Here is a 14,578-nt window from a genome sequence, read left to right as displayed (position 1 = left end):
GACTACGACGTTGATAGGTTGGGTGTGTAAGCGCTGTGAGGCGTTGAGCTAACCAATACTAATTGCCCGTGAGGCTTGACCATATAACACCCAAGCAATCTGCCAGGCGCAGGTTGGGTGTGAAGACCCACGAACCGAAAGTTCGCACGCACACAAAGATCACATATCCGAATCTGCTGGCCTGTCGATACGACGGTCCGGCTACCGAATTTCTTGGCGACCATAGAGCATTGGAACCACCTGATCCCTTCCCGAACTCAGCAGTGAAACGATGCATCGCCGATGGTAGTGTGGGGTTTCCCCATGTGAGAGTAGGTCATCGCCAAGATTCATTTCGCAAAACCCCTATCTGCGCATGCAGGTAGGGGTTTTGTCTTTTCCGTGGTCAGACCTCTAGAATAGAGCCGATTCCACCACTCAGACCCTTCCCTCATGCCCAGACCCGCCACCTCCGAATCGCTGGCAGAACGCTCCCTGCAAGGGCTGATTGCGTGCCATGAGTGTGACCTGCTGATGGAGAAGCCGGCCCTTGCATCCGGCGAAAAGGCCCATTGTCCACGGTGCGGCTACGAGCTGTACGCCCATCGGCCCAATGTGGTCAATCGCAGTCTGGCCTTGGTGCTCACGGCGCTCCTGCTCTACCTACCGGCCAACTTCCTCCCGATCATGAAGCTTCATGTGCTGGGGCAAAGTTCGGCCGATACCGTCTGGAACGGTGTATTGGGCCTGTACGGCGCCGACATGGTCGGTATCTCGATCGTCGTCTTCCTGTGCAGCATGGCCATTCCCTTGGCCAAGCTGCTGTGCCAGCTGGCCGTCTTGCTGAGCATTCGGCTGAACGTCGCGCGTGGCCACGGCCTGCTGTTCTACCGCCTCTACCACCACCTGCGTGACTGGGGCATGCTGGAGGTCTACTTCATGGGCGTGCTGGTGGCCGTGGTGAAGCTGGTCGACATGGCCGAAGTCACCGTCGGTTTCGGCCTGTTCTGTTTCATCGGCCTGCTGTTGGTTCAAGTGTGGCTGGAAGTGGTGATGTCGCCCCACCAGATCTGGACGGCCCTGTCGGGAGAAGACGAACATGCGGGCGATTGATGCAGGCATCCTGGTCTGCAATGAATGCCACGAGCTCAACCCTCGTGACGACGATGAGGCGAAACCGTACTGTTCGCGCTGTGGTGCTGCGCTGCACGCCCGTCGACCCAACAGCATCGTGCGCACCTGGGCCTTGCTGATCACTGCGATGATCCTCTACATCCCGGCGAACGTGCTGCCGATCATGACGGTCAGCACACTGGGGCAGGGCAGTCCGGACACCATCATGTCCGGCGTCATCACCCTCATGCAGCATGGGATGATTCCGATCGCGGCGGTGGTGTTCACCGCCAGTATCCTGGTGCCCACCTTCAAGCTCGTAGGTATCGCCTTGCTGTTGTATTCGATCCAGCGTCATCAGCCGCTGTCGGCGCGGCAGCGTATCATCATGTACCGCTTCATCGAGTTCATCGGACGTTGGTCGATGCTGGACATCTTCGTCATTGCCATTCTGGTGGCGGTGGTGAATTTCGGTCGTATCGCCAATGTCGAACCCAACCTGGGCGCCGTCGCATTCGCTGCGGTGGTGATCCTGACCATGTTTGCAGCCTTGACCTTCGATCCTCGGCTGATCTGGGACAACACGGAGTCGGACGACGACAATGACTGATTTGCCTAAGGCCAAGACCCGGCCTGCTTCCAACTGGTCGGCCATCTGGATCCTGCCCCTGATCGCCCTGGCGATCGGCGGCTGGCTGGCTTGGCAGGCCTATAGCCAGGCCGGTGTGCGCATCCAGGTGCGCTTCCAGACCGGTGAGGGGATCGTCGCCAACAAGACCGAGGTGTTCTACAAGGGCATGTCGGTCGGCAAGGTCGATTCGCTCGAGCTGGACACCGAGGGGCAGAATACCGGTGTCGTCGCGACCATCGAGATGAACAAGGAAGCCGAAGGGCACCTGACCACCGGGACGCGCTTCTGGCTGGTCAAGCCCAGTGTCAGCCTGGCAGGGATCACCGGCCTCGAGACGCTGGTGTCCGGCAATTACATCGCGATCAGCCCCGGTGAGGGCGAGCCGACCAAGCGCTTCACGGCGCTGGCCAAGGCCCCACCCTTGTCGGATGACGAGCCGGGCCTGCACCTGACCCTGAAGGCCGATCGCCTGGGGTCGCTGAACCGCGACAGCCCGGTGTTCTACAAGCAGATCCAGGTGGGCCGCGTGAAGAGCTACAAGCTCTCCGAGGATCAGGACACCGTCGAGGTGAAGGTCTTCATCGCTCCTGCTTACGCCAACCTGGTGCGCAAGCACACGCGGTTCTGGAACGCCAGCGGCATCAGCATCGATGCCAACCTGTCCGGGGTCAAGGTGCGCAGCGAGTCGCTGGCCAGCATCGTCGCCGGCGGCATCGCCTTCGCCACGCCTGAGCACCGCAAGGACAGCCCGCCCACCGACCCCAGTCTGCCGTTCCGGCTCTATGACGACTACGACGCTGCTCAGGCCGGCATTCGCATCAAGCTCAAGCTGAACGACTACGAAGGCCTGCAGGCCGGCCGCACGCCGGTGATGTACAAGGGTATCCAGATCGGCTCGCTGAAAGCCTTGCGCATGGAAGACAACCTCACCAGCGCGACCGCCGACTTGACGCTGGATCCGCTGGCAGAGGACTACCTGGTGGAGGGTACCCAGTTCTGGGTGGTCAAGCCTTCGATCTCCCTGGCCGGCATCACCGGCATCGAGGCCCTGGTCAAAGGCAACTACATCTCCTTCCGGCCGGGCGAGAAGGGCGCCAAGCCCATGCGCGAATTCGAGGCACGGGCCAAGGCACCGCCACTGGACCTGCGCGCCCCGGGCCTGCACCTGGTGTTGTTCGCCGATGCGCTGGGTTCGCTGGATGTCGGCAGCCCCGTCACCTACCGCCAGGTCAAGGTCGGCAGCGTGCAGAGCTACCAGTTCGCCAAGAACAGCAACCGCATCCTGATCGGCGTGCACATCGAGAAGGAGTACGCCAACCTGGTCAACGGTTCGACCCGCTTCTGGAATGCCAGCGGCATCACCCTCAGCGGCGGCCTGTCAGGCATCAAGATCAAGAGCGAATCGCTGCAGAGCCTGATGGCCGGCGGCATCGCTTTCGATACGCCCAGGCCCAACGTGCCGCTCAAGCGGCATATCCCGCGCTTCCGCCTGCTCGAGAGCGAAGAGGCGGCCAATCGCAGCGGCTCCCTGATCACCATCCGGGTCGACCGGGCCGATGGCCTCAAGCCAGGCGCCGCGATTCGCTACAAGGGCCTGGATGTCGGCAGCGTGGAAAGCGTGGACTTCACCAAGGACATGCAGGCGGTGCTGCTCAAGGCGCGCATCACCCAGGGCGCTGACCGCATCGCGCGTGCCGGTACGCAGTTCTGGGTGGTCAAGCCGGCACTGGGGCTGGTTCGCACCGAGAACCTCGAGACCCTGGTCACCGGGCAGTACCTGGAGGTGTTGCCAGCCACCAAGGACCGTGGTGCGCAGCAGGACTTCATCGCCCTGGCCCAGGCACCTGAATCACGCGAGCCCGAACCTGGTCTGCCGATCACCTTGAGTGCGGCACGCAAGGGCTCGATCAAGCCGGGCGTGCCGGTTACCTACCGTGAAGTGCCGGTGGGCAAGGTCACCGGGTTCGAGCTGGGCCCGACCGCCGATCGCGTCCTGATCCATGTGCTGATCGAACCGCGCTACGCCTCGCTGGTGCACACCGGCAGCCGGTTCTGGAACAGCAGCGGCTTCGGCTTCGACTTCGGCCTGATCAAGGGTGCGACCATTCGCACCGAGTCCTTGCAGACCCTGATCGATGGCGGTGTCGCGTTCGCCACGCCTGAAGGTGAGCAGATGGGCAGTCAGGCGCGTCCTCGGCAGACGTTCGCGCTGTTCGAGGAACCTCAGGACGAATGGCTCAACTGGGCGCCGAAGATTCGGGTCGCCCAGTGATCGGCGCCTGCACCGCGATGAATGCGTCACGGTGCAGGCCAAGGCAATGACTGTTGCAGGCGGAGTCGGCTCGAGTATCGGACACAACTCCCAATTGCAGGTCCGAGGTTTATTCCGGGCAATAAAAAACCGACCCTAAGGTCGGTTTTTGAACACGCGTATCGCTTAGGCTGCGGTCTTCAGCGCCTTGATGTGCGCGTTCAGACGGCCTTTGTGGCGAGCAGCCTTGTTCTTGTGGATGATGCCTTTGTCGGCCATACGGTCGATTACAGGCACAGCCAGGGTGTAGGCGGCTTGCGCTTTGTCAGCGTCTTTGGCGTCGATGGCCTTGACTACATTCTTGATGTAGGTACGGACCATGGAACGCAGGCTGGCGTTGTGGCTGCGACGCTTCTCAGCCTGTTTTGCACGTTTCTTGGCGGAAGGTGAGTTGGCCACCGTCGAGCTCCTCGAAAGACTTTAGGTAAATAGCAAACAAATAAGGCCGCGAATCATGCCGATCAGTAGAACGGATGTCAAGGCCGACTGCAGGGTTCCGCCGAATGGCACGGGCGTGGAGGAGGAAGATTCCTTTCTACGCCGCGATCTGTAAACTCGGTGGCATTTGATTCCCCTGCAAAAGCGCGCGGGAGTATCGCACATCCAGGCGTTGACTGGCAGCGCCCCTTGCCCCCGGCGTGAAATATTTTCGATGAACCTGCTCAAATCCCTGGCGGCCGTCAGCTCCATCACCATGATTTCACGGGTGCTGGGCTTCGTCCGCGACACCATCCTGGCCCGTATCTTCGGCGCGGGCGTGGCCACCGATGCGTTCTTCATCGCCTTCAAGCTGCCCAACCTGCTGCGCCGGATCTTCGCCGAAGGTGCCTTCTCCCAGGCCTTCGTGCCGATCCTCGCCGAGTACAAGACCCAGCAGGGCGAAGAGGCCACGCGCACCTTCGTGGCCTACGTCAGTGGCTTGCTCACCCTGGTACTTGCACTGGTCACGACCGTGGGCATTCTCGCCGCGCCGTTCGTGGTCTGGATCACCGCGCCCGGCTTCGTCGACAACGCCGAGAAGTACCAGCTGACCACCGACCTGCTGCGTGTGACCTTTCCTTATATATTGCTGATCTCGCTGTCCTCCCTGGTCGGCGCCATCCTCAATACCTGGAACCGCTTCTCTGTGCCGGCCTTCACGCCGACGCTGCTCAACGTCGCCATGATCGGCTTCGCCCTGTTCCTCACCCCTTACTTCGATCCGCCCATCATGGCCCTGGCCTGGGGGGTGCTGGCCGGCGGTCTGGCCCAGCTGCTGTACCAGCTTCCAGCCCTCAGGAAGATCGGCATGCTAGTGCTGCCGCGCCTGAACGTGCGCGACGCCGGCGTCTGGCGGGTGCTCAAGCAAATGCTGCCGGCGATACTCGGGGTGTCCGTCAGCCAGGTGTCGCTGATCATCAATACCATCTTCGCCTCGTTCCTGGTGGCCGGTTCGGTATCGTGGATGTACTACGCCGACCGGCTGATGGAGCTGCCCTCGGGTGTGCTCGGTGTGGCGCTGGGCACCATCCTATTGCCCACCCTGGCCCGCACCTACGCCAACCGCGACCGTCACGAATATTCGCGCATCCTCGACTGGGGCCTGCGGCTGTGCTTCCTGCTGGTACTGCCCTGCACGCTGGGCCTGGCGCTGCTGGCCGAGCCGCTGACCGTGGCGCTGTTCCAGTACGGTAAGTTCGGCGCCCATGACGCCGCCATGACCCAGCAGGCGCTGATCGCCTACTCGGTCGGTCTGCTGGCGATCATCCTGATCAAGGTGCTGGCGCCCGGCTTCTATGCCCAGCAGAACATTCGCACGCCGGTGAAGATCGCCCTCTTCACGCTGATCGCCACGCAAGTGTTCAACCTGATCCTGATCGGCCCGTTGCAGCATGCGGGCCTGGCGCTGGCCATCAGCCTGGGCGCCTGCCTCAATGCCGGTCTGCTGTACTGGAAACTGCGCAGCCAGCAGCTGTTCCAGCCGCAGCCCGGCTGGACGGCCTTCCTGCTCAAGCTGGCCCTGGCCGTGGGCCTGATGGCTGTGGTGCTGATGGCCGGCCTGCACTGGATGCCCGCGTGGGAAGAGGGCAACATGGCCATGCGGCTGCTGCGGCTGGGGGCATTGATCTTCGCGGGCATGGTGACCTATTTTGGCTGCCTCTACCTGTGCGGCCTGCGCCCACGCCAGTTCGTCCGCAAGGCCCTGCACTGAGGCCACCGGCGGTCAGGCGTCGGTTTTTCCCGCTCCCCGCCCTGGCGTTGCGCTGTTGCCTGTCACCGACGCCCGGGTGTGGTTATAATCGACCACTTTATGAGCAAGAAGCGCGCTATGCAGCTGGTTCGAGGTCTTTACAACCTACGCCCCGAGCATCGGGGCTGCGTCGCCACCATTGGCAACTTCGATGGCGTTCACCGCGGCCACCAGGCGATCCTGGCGCGTCTGCGCGAGCGCGGCCAGGCCTTGGGCCTGCCGACCTGCGTGGTGGTCTTCGAGCCGCAGCCACGTGAGTACTTCGCGCCAGACAGCGCGCCGCCCCGGCTGTCGCGGTTGCGCGACAAGCTCGCACTGCTGACCGAGGCGGGCATCGACCGGGTGTTGTGCCTGCCCTTCAATCGCCGGCTCAGCCAACTCGATGCCCGCCAGTTCGTCGAAGCCATCCTGGTCGACGGGCTCGGCGCACGGCACGTGGAGGTCGGAGACGATTTCCGCTTCGGCTGCGACCGCGCCGGTGACTTCGATTTCCTGGCCGAGGCCGGACGGCGTCACGGGTTCAGCGTCGAGGCCGCCGAGACCATCGAGCAAGATGGTGTGCGGGTCAGCAGCACGCAGGTGCGCAAGGCGCTGGCCGCCGGAGACTTCGCGCTGGCCGCGCGCTTGCTCGGGCGTCCCTATCAGATCAGCGGCCGCGTGCTGCACGGGCAGAAGCTGGCACGCCAGCTGGGCTGGCCCACCGCCAACGTCCAGCTCAAACGCCGTCGTGTCCCGCTCGTCGGGGTCTACCTGACCAGCGCGGTGATCGATGGCAAGGCCTGGCCCGGGGTCGCCAACATCGGGGTGCGTCCCTCCGTCGCCGGTGATGGTCGCCCCCACCTGGAGATTCACTTGCTCGACTACGCCGGCGACCTCTATGGCCGGCGCCTGACGGTGGAATTCCACCACAAGCTGCGTGAAGAGCAGCGTTTCGCCTCCCTGGAGGCGCTCAAGTCGGCGATCGATGCGGATGTCGCCGCCGCACGTGCCCACTGGCACGCTCAACCGCTAACCAAGAGCCTGAAATGACCGACTACAAAGCCACGCTAAACCTTCCGGACTCCGCCTTCCCCATGAAGGCCGGCCTGCCCCAGCGCGAACCGCAGATCCTGCAGCGCTGGGACAGCATTGGCCTGTACCGGAAGCTGCGCGAGATTGGCAAGGACCGTCCCACGTTCGTCCTGCACGACGGCCCGCCCTATGCCAACGGCAAGATCCACATCGGTCATGCGCTGAACAAGATCCTCAAGGACATGATCGTGCGCTCCAAGACCCTGTCGGGCTTCGACGCACCCTACGTGCCCGGTTGGGACTGCCACGGCCTGCCGATCGAGCACAAGGTCGAGGTCACCCACGGCAAGCACCTGAGCCCGGACCAGACCCGCGAACTGTGCCGCGCCTACGCCGCCGAGCAGATCGAAGGGCAGAAGACCGAGTTCATTCGCCTGGGCGTACTGGGCGATTGGGACAATCCCTACAAGACTATGGACTTCGCCAACGAAGCCGGCGAGATCCGCGCGCTGGCCGAAATGGTCAAGCACGGCTTCGTGTTCAAGGGCCTCAAGCCGGTGAACTGGTGCTTCGACTGCGGTTCGGCGCTGGCCGAGGCCGAGGTCGAGTACGCCGACAAGAAGTCCCAGACCATCGACGTGGCGTTCCCGATCGCCGACGCTGACAAGCTGGCCGCCGCGTTCGGGCAGGCCAGCCTGGCCAAGCCGGCCGCCATCGTGATCTGGACCACCACCCCCTGGACCATCCCGGCCAACCAGGCGCTGAACGTGCACCCGGAATTCAGCTACGCGCTGGTCGACACCGGTGAGCGCCTGCTGGTGCTGGCCGAAGAGCTGGTCGAGACCTGCCTCAAGCGCTGGGGCCTGGAAGGCACCGTGCTGGCGACCGCGCCTGGCTCGGCGCTGGAGCGGGTCAACTTCCGTCATCCGTTCTACGAACGTCTGTCGCCGGTGTACCTGGCCGACTACGTCGAGCTGGGCGCGGGTACCGGCGTGGTTCACTCCGCCCCGGCCTACGGTGAAGACGACTTCGTGACCTGCAAGCGCTACGGCATGGTCAACGACGACATCCTCACGCCCGTGCAGAGCAATGGCGTCTACGCGCCGTCGCTGGAGTTCTTCGGCGGCCAGTTCATCTGGAAGGCCAACCCGGCGATCGTCGAGAAGCTGGCCGAGGTGGGCGCGCTGCTGCACACCGAAACCATCACCCACAGCTACATGCACTGCTGGCGCCACAAGACGCCGCTGATCTACCGCGCCACCGCGCAATGGTTCGTCGGCATGGACAAGCAGCCGGACAACGGCGCACCGCTGCGCGAGCGCGCCCTGGCGGCCATCGAACAGACCAAGTTCGTACCGGCCTGGGGTCAGGCTCGTCTGCATGCGATGATCGCCAACCGTCCGGACTGGTGCATCTCGCGTCAGCGCAACTGGGGCGTGCCGATCCCGTTCTTCCTCGACAAGCAGACCGGCGAGCTGCACCCGCGCACCGTCGAGCTGATGGAAGAAGTGGCCAAGCGTGTCGAGCAGCAGGGCATCGAGGCCTGGTTCAAGCTGGACCCTGCCGAGCTGCTGGGCGACGAGGCCGCGCAGTACGACAAGATCAGCGACACCCTCGACGTCTGGTTCGATTCCGGCACCACCCACTGGCACGTGCTGCGCGGCTCTCACGACATCGGTCACGCGACCGGCCCACGCGCGGACCTGTACCTGGAAGGCTCGGACCAGCACCGTGGCTGGTTCCACTCCTCGCTGCTGACCGGCTGCGCGATCGACAACCACGCGCCGTACCGCGAACTGCTCACCCACGGCTTCACCGTGGACGAGAACGGCCGCAAGATGTCCAAGTCGCTGGGCAACACCATCGAGCCGCAGAAGGTCAACGACACCCTGGGCGCCGATATCCTGCGCCTGTGGGTTTCGGCCACCGACTACTCCGGCGAGATGGCGGTGTCCGAGCAGATCCTGCAGCGCAGTGCCGATGCCTACCGGCGGATCCGCAACACCGCGCGCTTCCTGCTCTCCAACCTGACCGGCTTCGACCCGGCCAAGGACCTGCTGGCGCCTGAAGACATGCTGGCACTGGACCGCTGGGCGGTCGATCGCACCTTGCTGCTGCAGCGCGAGCTGGAAGAGCACTACGGCGAGTACCGGTTCTGGAACGTCTACTCCAAGATCCACAACTTCTGCGTGCAGGAGCTGGGCGGTTTCTACCTGGACATCATCAAGGACCGTCAGTACACCACCGGCGCCAACAGCGTCGCGCGCCGTTCGTGCCAGACCGCGCTGTACCACATCAGCGAGGCCCTGGTGCGCTGGATCGCCCCGATCCTGGCGTTCACCGCCGACGAGATCTGGCAGTACCTGCCGGGCGAGCGCAACGAGTCGGTGATGCTCAACACCTGGTACGAAGGCCTGAGCGAGCTGCCCCAGGACAGCGCGTTCGATCGCGCCTACTGGGACCGCATCATGGCGGTGAAGGCTGCGGTCAACAAGGAGTTGGAGAACCAGCGTGCGGCCAAGGCCATCGGTGGCAACCTGCAGGCCGAAGTCACCCTGTTCGCCGACGAGCGCCTGAGCGGCGACCTCGACAAGCTGGGCAACGAACTGCGCTTCGTGCTGATCACCTCGGCCGCCAGTGTGGTGCCGTTCGTCCAGGCACCGGCCGAAGCGGTGGTGACCGACGTCGAAGGGCTCAAGCTCAAGGTGGTCAAGTCCGGTCACACCAAGTGCGCGCGTTGCTGGCACTTCCGTGACGACGTCGGCAGCCACCCGGCGCATCCGGAAATCTGTGCCCGTTGCGTCGACAACATCAGCGGTTCCGGCGAGGTACGTCACTATGCCTAACCCAGGTGCGGGGCGCTTCGGGCGCCTTGGCTGGCTCTGGCTGAGCGTGGTGGTCGTGGTCCTCGACCAGGTCACCAAGCTCTACTTCAACAGTGCCTTGGCCGATGGCCGTGAAATCACGGTCATCCCCAACCTGTTGAGCTGGCTGCTGGCCTACAACTATGGCGCGGCGTTCAGCTTCCTGGCCGATGGCGCGGGGTGGCAGCGCTGGCTGTTCGCCCTCATCGCCGTGGTGGTGAGCGCGGTGCTGGTGGTCTGGCTCAAGCGCCTGGGGCGCGGCGAGACCTGGCTGGCCATTGCCCTGGCGCTGGTGCTCGGCGGTGCGCTGGGCAACCTGTACGATCGCATGGCCCATGGCCACGTCATCGACTTCATCTTCGTGCACTGGAAAGACATCTGGCGCTTCCCGGTCTTCAACATCGCGGACTGCGCCATCACCGTCGGTGCGATCATGCTGGCGCTCGACATGTTCAAGAGCCGCAAGGCGGAGGAGCCTGCCCATGACTGAGACACGTATCGGTCAGAACACCGAAGTGACGCTTCACTTCGCGCTGCACCTGGAAAACGGCGACACCGTCGACAGCACCTTCGACAAGGCCCCGGCCACGTTCACGGTCGGTGACGGCAACCTGCTGCCAGGTTTCGAAGCGGCCCTGTTCGGCTTCAAGGCCGGCGACCGCCGCAGCCTGAGCATCGCGCCGGAGAACGCCTTCGGTCAGCCCAATCCACAGAACGTGCAAGTCATGCCACGCGCGCAGTTCACCGACATGGAGCTGTCGGAAGGCCTGCTGGTGATCTTCAACGACGCGGCCAACACGGAGCTGCCGGGCGTGGTCAAGCAGTTCGACGACGATCAGGTCACCATCGACTTCAACCATCCACTGGCTGGCAAGACCCTCAACTTCGAGGTGGAAATCCTCGAGGTGAAGGCCCTGTAAGCACGGAGCCGACCATGCAAATCAAACTCGCCAACCCGCGCGGCTTCTGTGCCGGGGTGGACCGGGCGATCGAAATCGTCAACCGTGCCCTGGAAGTCTTCGGGCCACCGATCTACGTGCGCCACGAAGTGGTGCACAACAAGTTCGTGGTCGAAGACCTGCGCGCGCGCGGTGCCATCTTCGTCGAGGAGCTCGACCAGGTGCCGGACGACGTCATCGTCATCTTCAGCGCCCACGGCGTCTCCCAGGCCGTGCGCCAGGAAGCCGCCGGACGTGGGCTCAAGGTCTTCGACGCCACCTGCCCCCTGGTCACCAAGGTGCACATCGAGGTCGCCAAGTACAGCCGTGACGGACGTGAATGCATCCTCATCGGCCATGCCGGGCACCCGGAAGTCGAAGGCACCATGGGCCAGTACGACGACAGCAACGGCGGTTCGATCTACCTGGTCGAGGACGAAGACGACGTCGCGCGCCTGCAGGTGCGTGATCCCGACAACCTGGCGTTCGTCACCCAGACCACGCTGTCGATGGACGACACCAGCCGGGTGATCGATGCCCTGCGTGCGCGCTTCCCGAACATCGGTGGCCCGCGCAAGGACGACATCTGCTACGCCACCCAGAACCGCCAGGATGCGGTCAAGCAACTGGCCGACGAGTCGGACCTGGTACTGGTGGTGGGCAGCCCGAACAGTTCCAACTCCAATCGCCTGCGCGAGCTGGCCGAGCGGATGGGCACGCCTGCCTACCTGATCGACGGGGCCGAAGATCTCCAGCACGGCTGGTTCGACGGCATCACCCGGGTCGGTATCACCGCCGGTGCCTCGGCGCCCGAGGTGCTGGTGCGCGGGGTGATCGAGCAGCTGCGCGCCTGGGGCGCGACGGGTGCCGACGAACTCGACGGGCGTCCGGAGAACGTCACCTTCTCCATGCCCAAAGAGTTGCGCGTGCGCTCGTTGATCTGATCAGCGTCCTGCGCACCGGGGTTCCGCCAGGTCTTCGGTGCGCAGGCTGATGCGGCCGCTGCTGGCCCAGACCACCTGATGCCGGCTCCAACCCGCCTTGGCATCGCACACATGGAACGTGCCGTTGCGCAGCGTTCCGTGGCCTGCCAGGGGGACGCCCTGCGCACTGAAGCGAATCTCGCGTCCTGTCGTTCCAGCGATGCCTACCCGTGCCCGCTGGGCGAAGCGTTGCTCCCGCATGATCTGCCGGTCCTTGGCGCGGACGACCTGCCAACCGGCCGCCCACCCCGATTCCAACGGCTGCAGTGCCATCACCTCGCCGTGCAACAGCGCCTGCCCGCGGGCCAGCCGCAGCGCCTGGGCCAGTTCTCGGGCCAGCATCGCGCGGTGCAGCGCATCGCTCAACGGGCCGTAGGCGCTCAGGCTCACCTGTGTCAGCACGCCGGCCAGCGCCAGACCGAACATGATTTGTATCAGTGTTGCACCACGTTGCATCACCGTGCATTCCTCCCTGGACGTGCTTGGCTATAGCTTCCAGCGGGATGCGCCTGGGGGCCAGTCGGTCAAGGCCTCGGCAGGCGCTGGAAAACGGCACGGGAGAGCGCAGGATGCGGGCGACACAGCGAGGGATGACGTTTTGGGAGGTGTTGGTGGCCGGTGGGGTCATCAGCTTGGGCTTGTTCGCTGCGGCGGGGTTCCAGGGGCAGGCCTTGCAGGCGGCCGACCTGGCCCGTCGCGAAAGTCAGGCCACACAGCTGGCGCAAGGGCTGCTGGAGCGCAGTCGCCTGACCGGTTCGCTCGAGCCCCATGAGCGGGCGGGCTGGCTGACCGAGCTCGAAGCGCTGATGGGGCCAGACACGGTCGGGGAGGCCAGGGTGGCCGATGGGGTGCTGACCGTGCAGATCCATTGGCCTGAACCTGGCCGCTCGGCGCCTCGTGTCGTCGAGCTGCAGGGACGGCTAGCGCGATGAGCCGGGTGCAACGCGGCTTCGGCTTGCTGGAAACGGTGCTGGCCCTGGCCTTGGGCGCACTGTTGCTGACGGCGGCCAGCCAGGTGTTCGTCTCGGCCTACCGAGCCTGGCAACTCCAGGAAGCCGCTGCGCGCCTGTCGGACGATGCGCGCTGGGTGTTGCAACGCATGGCGCGGGACATTCGCATGACGGGCGCTTTTAACTGCCTGCGCCCGGAGGCCATGGTCTTCGAGGCGCCTGCCAGCGCTGCGGCCTTTTCCCGCCCCGTGCAGATCGTGCGTGCGGCGGACGGCACCTTGGCCAGTCTCGGCCTGATGACGGCCGATGTGCCGGGGTTGCCTGGCAGCGCCGAGTGGACCGTGCTCACGGACTGCCGACAGTGGGCGAGGGTGGTCGCCGGCACGCGAACGGGTGAGGCCGGGGCCATGGCCTTCGGTGTTCGTCGGCAGGTCTATCAGATGCGCGGCACCACGCTGCGCCTGAGCAGTGGCGGCAGCACGCAGCCCTTGCTCGACCACGTTCAGGCGTTTCACGCCGACACCGTCCACCACGCCGGCACGCTTCGGCTCGACCTGCGCCTGACGCTGTTCGATCCCGCCGTGCAGGTCAGGCAGCAGCATGCCTTGAGCGTCACGCTGCGTCATCCGGTGCCGAAGCCATGAACCGGCAGCGAGGGGTCGTCCTGCTCGCCGGGCTGGCGCTGACCCTGCTGCTGGGCATGGTGTCTGCCGCCGCCCTGCGCGAAGCGCTGTTGGACACGCGTCAGGCAGGCGACCTGCTGATGCAGGTGCGCGCCTTCGAGCAGGCCGAGGCGGCCTTGCTGGCCGGGGTCGATACCTTGCATCTGGCGCCGCCTGCGCCTTGCCTCGACTGTCCGCCGCCAGCCTGGCCCGCGTTCTCGAGCGGCGCACCGAAAGGCTGGGTGCGCACGCCCGAAGGCTTTTACCAGGTCCAGACCCTGGGCCCCACGACGCTCGCCGCGCAGGTGCCGGAAGGCACGCTTGCGACGCTGTTTCGCATCACGGCGGTGAACCGGCACGATGCTGTTCGCCAGGTCATCGAGGCGCTCTATGCCGTGCCGATGCAGGCGCCGCAGACGGCAGTTCGCGTGCTGTGGCGACAACGATTCGAGGAATGATGACATGCAGCGAGGCATCAGCCTGATCGAGCTGTTGATTGTGCTGGCCGTGACCGGCATGCTGGCGGCCGTTGCCCTACCGGCCTATGACGAACCGCTCAAGCGTGCGGCGCGCGCCGAGGTGGTCGGCCTGCTGCACGACGTGGCGTTGCGCCTGGAGCAGCATCGCGTCCGGCACGGTCGGTACGACGAGCCGCCGCCCGGTACGCCCTGGCCGGCCGGAACCCGGCACTACCGGCTGATCGTACGTCATGACGCGACCACGTATCGGCTGACCGCCGAGCGAATACCGGACGGCCGGTTGGCGCAGGACCCCTGTGGCGACTTTCAGCTCGATCAGGCCGGGCGTCGTGACAACCTGGGTGGGCACGTGCCGGCCGAGGCCTGCTGGGGCAGTTGAAGAAACGGGCGTCAATGGCGTCATGGCTTACTTGGACGGTTGGATCGT

General features: G+C 64.8%; 15 protein-coding genes and 2 rRNA genes. 15 read left to right on the top strand and 2 right to left on the bottom strand.

Annotated elements, in window-relative coordinates; all coding sequences use genetic code 11:
* From G7007_RS13805 to G7007_RS13785, 5 genes are all read left to right on the top strand, one after another.
* Positions 1-83: ribosomal RNA gene (locus G7007_RS13805) — 23S ribosomal RNA — on the top strand; the annotation flags it as partial.
* Between the two features lie 129 nt (positions 84-212).
* Positions 213-328: ribosomal RNA gene (rrf, locus tag G7007_RS13800) — 5S ribosomal RNA — on the top strand.
* A 104-nt stretch (positions 329-432) separates the two neighbouring features.
* On the top strand, positions 433-1,092 hold the full coding sequence (locus G7007_RS13795) for a paraquat-inducible protein A (RefSeq protein ID WP_181102536.1): 660 nt from the start codon (positions 433-435) through the stop codon (positions 1,090-1,092).
* On the top strand, positions 1,079-1,702 hold the full coding sequence (locus G7007_RS13790; protein WP_181102534.1) for a paraquat-inducible protein A: 624 nt from the start codon (positions 1,079-1,081) through the stop codon (positions 1,700-1,702). The genes G7007_RS13795 and G7007_RS13790 overlap by 14 nt, the downstream gene beginning before the upstream one ends.
* Complete coding sequence (locus tag G7007_RS13785) at positions 1,695-3,995, top strand: PqiB family protein (protein ID WP_181102532.1); 2,301 nt, start codon at positions 1,695-1,697, stop codon at positions 3,993-3,995. Before G7007_RS13790 ends, G7007_RS13785 begins: the two co-directional genes overlap by 8 nt.
* Positions 3,996-4,160: 165 nt before the next feature.
* Here the strand turns inward: G7007_RS13785 and rpsT are convergent, their stop codons facing one another.
* Positions 4,161-4,433 carry a 30S ribosomal protein S20 gene (rpsT, locus tag G7007_RS13780; RefSeq protein WP_060395027.1) on the bottom strand — a complete coding sequence of 91 codons (273 nt, stop codon included), beginning with the start codon at positions 4,431-4,433 and terminating at the stop codon, positions 4,161-4,163.
* Between the two features lie 253 nt (positions 4,434-4,686).
* Here rpsT and murJ point away from each other — a divergent pair, with 253 nt between their 5' ends.
* From murJ to ispH, 6 genes are all read left to right on the top strand, one after another.
* On the top strand, positions 4,687-6,225 hold the full coding sequence (gene murJ, locus G7007_RS13775; RefSeq protein ID WP_181102530.1) for a murein biosynthesis integral membrane protein MurJ: 1,539 nt from the start codon (positions 4,687-4,689) through the stop codon (positions 6,223-6,225).
* Positions 6,226-6,342: 117 nt separating this feature from the next.
* The gene (gene ribF / locus G7007_RS13770) at positions 6,343-7,293 is read left to right on the top strand and encodes a bifunctional riboflavin kinase/FAD synthetase (protein WP_181102528.1); all 951 of its coding nucleotides are present in this window, start codon (positions 6,343-6,345) and stop codon (positions 7,291-7,293) included.
* On the top strand, positions 7,290-10,121 hold the full coding sequence (gene ileS / locus G7007_RS13765; protein ID WP_181102526.1) for an isoleucine--tRNA ligase: 2,832 nt from the start codon (positions 7,290-7,292) through the stop codon (positions 10,119-10,121). The genes ribF and ileS overlap by 4 nt, the downstream gene beginning before the upstream one ends.
* A complete protein-coding gene (gene lspA / locus G7007_RS13760; protein ID WP_060395023.1) occupies positions 10,114-10,629 on the top strand; it encodes a signal peptidase II in 516 nt (171 codons plus the stop codon). Before ileS ends, lspA begins: the two co-directional genes overlap by 8 nt.
* A complete protein-coding gene (fkpB, locus tag G7007_RS13755; RefSeq protein WP_181102524.1) occupies positions 10,622-11,059 on the top strand; it encodes an FKBP-type peptidyl-prolyl cis-trans isomerase in 438 nt (145 codons plus the stop codon). The genes lspA and fkpB overlap by 8 nt, the downstream gene beginning before the upstream one ends.
* Positions 11,060-11,073: 14 nt before the next feature.
* The gene (ispH, locus tag G7007_RS13750) at positions 11,074-12,021 is read left to right on the top strand and encodes a 4-hydroxy-3-methylbut-2-enyl diphosphate reductase (RefSeq protein WP_181102522.1); all 948 of its coding nucleotides are present in this window, start codon (positions 11,074-11,076) and stop codon (positions 12,019-12,021) included.
* Here the strand turns inward: ispH and G7007_RS13745 are convergent, their stop codons facing one another.
* Positions 12,022-12,516, bottom strand: a complete 495-nt coding sequence (locus tag G7007_RS13745; RefSeq protein WP_219859085.1) for a GspH/FimT family pseudopilin — start codon at positions 12,514-12,516, stop codon at positions 12,022-12,024.
* Between the two features lie 134 nt (positions 12,517-12,650).
* Between G7007_RS13745 and G7007_RS22540 the strand changes: the two genes are divergently transcribed.
* From G7007_RS22540 to G7007_RS13725, 4 genes are read left to right on the top strand one after another with little or no spacing between them, the layout of a single operon-like run.
* Positions 12,651-12,992 carry a type IV pilus modification PilV family protein gene (locus tag G7007_RS22540; RefSeq protein ID WP_375139497.1) on the top strand — a complete coding sequence of 114 codons (342 nt, stop codon included), beginning with the start codon at positions 12,651-12,653 and terminating at the stop codon, positions 12,990-12,992.
* A complete protein-coding gene (locus tag G7007_RS13735) occupies positions 12,989-13,654 on the top strand; it encodes a PilW family protein (RefSeq protein ID WP_181102518.1) in 666 nt (221 codons plus the stop codon). The genes G7007_RS22540 and G7007_RS13735 overlap by 4 nt, the downstream gene beginning before the upstream one ends.
* Entirely contained in the window at positions 13,651-14,130 is a 480-nt protein-coding gene (locus G7007_RS13730) for a hypothetical protein (protein WP_181102516.1), read from the top strand. The genes G7007_RS13735 and G7007_RS13730 overlap by 4 nt, the downstream gene beginning before the upstream one ends.
* A 4-nt stretch (positions 14,131-14,134) precedes the next feature.
* Entirely contained in the window at positions 14,135-14,530 is a 396-nt protein-coding gene (locus tag G7007_RS13725; RefSeq protein ID WP_181102514.1) for a type IV pilin protein, read from the top strand.
* Positions 14,531-14,578 lie beyond the last annotated feature (48 nt).

The organism is Pseudomonas entomophila (assembly GCF_013523125.1).
Taxonomy (GTDB): Bacteria; Pseudomonadota; Gammaproteobacteria; order Pseudomonadales; family Pseudomonadaceae; genus Aquipseudomonas; species Aquipseudomonas entomophila_B.
This window is presented reverse-complemented; position numbering and strand designations above follow the sequence as displayed.

Coding starts and splice junctions, on each gene's coding strand:
- G7007_RS13745 (WP_219859085.1), bottom strand. CDS start 12,516: ATGCAACGTGGTGCAACACTGATACAAATCATGTTCGGTCTGGCGCTG.
- ribF (WP_181102528.1), top strand. CDS start 6,343: ATGCAGCTGGTTCGAGGTCTTTACAACCTACGCCCCGAGCATCGGGGC.
- murJ (WP_181102530.1), top strand. CDS start 4,687: ATGAACCTGCTCAAATCCCTGGCGGCCGTCAGCTCCATCACCATGATT.
- G7007_RS13795 (WP_181102536.1), top strand. CDS start 433: ATGCCCAGACCCGCCACCTCCGAATCGCTGGCAGAACGCTCCCTGCAA.
- G7007_RS13730 (WP_181102516.1), top strand. CDS start 13,651: ATGAACCGGCAGCGAGGGGTCGTCCTGCTCGCCGGGCTGGCGCTGACC.
- G7007_RS13785 (WP_181102532.1), top strand. CDS start 1,695: ATGACTGATTTGCCTAAGGCCAAGACCCGGCCTGCTTCCAACTGGTCG.
- G7007_RS22540 (WP_375139497.1), top strand. CDS start 12,651: ATGACGTTTTGGGAGGTGTTGGTGGCCGGTGGGGTCATCAGCTTGGGC.
- G7007_RS13790 (WP_181102534.1), top strand. CDS start 1,079: ATGCGGGCGATTGATGCAGGCATCCTGGTCTGCAATGAATGCCACGAG.
- ileS (WP_181102526.1), top strand. CDS start 7,290: ATGACCGACTACAAAGCCACGCTAAACCTTCCGGACTCCGCCTTCCCC.
- G7007_RS13735 (WP_181102518.1), top strand. CDS start 12,989: ATGAGCCGGGTGCAACGCGGCTTCGGCTTGCTGGAAACGGTGCTGGCC.
- ispH (WP_181102522.1), top strand. CDS start 11,074: ATGCAAATCAAACTCGCCAACCCGCGCGGCTTCTGTGCCGGGGTGGAC.
- G7007_RS13725 (WP_181102514.1), top strand. CDS start 14,135: ATGCAGCGAGGCATCAGCCTGATCGAGCTGTTGATTGTGCTGGCCGTG.
- lspA (WP_060395023.1), top strand. CDS start 10,114: ATGCCTAACCCAGGTGCGGGGCGCTTCGGGCGCCTTGGCTGGCTCTGG.
- fkpB (WP_181102524.1), top strand. CDS start 10,622: ATGACTGAGACACGTATCGGTCAGAACACCGAAGTGACGCTTCACTTC.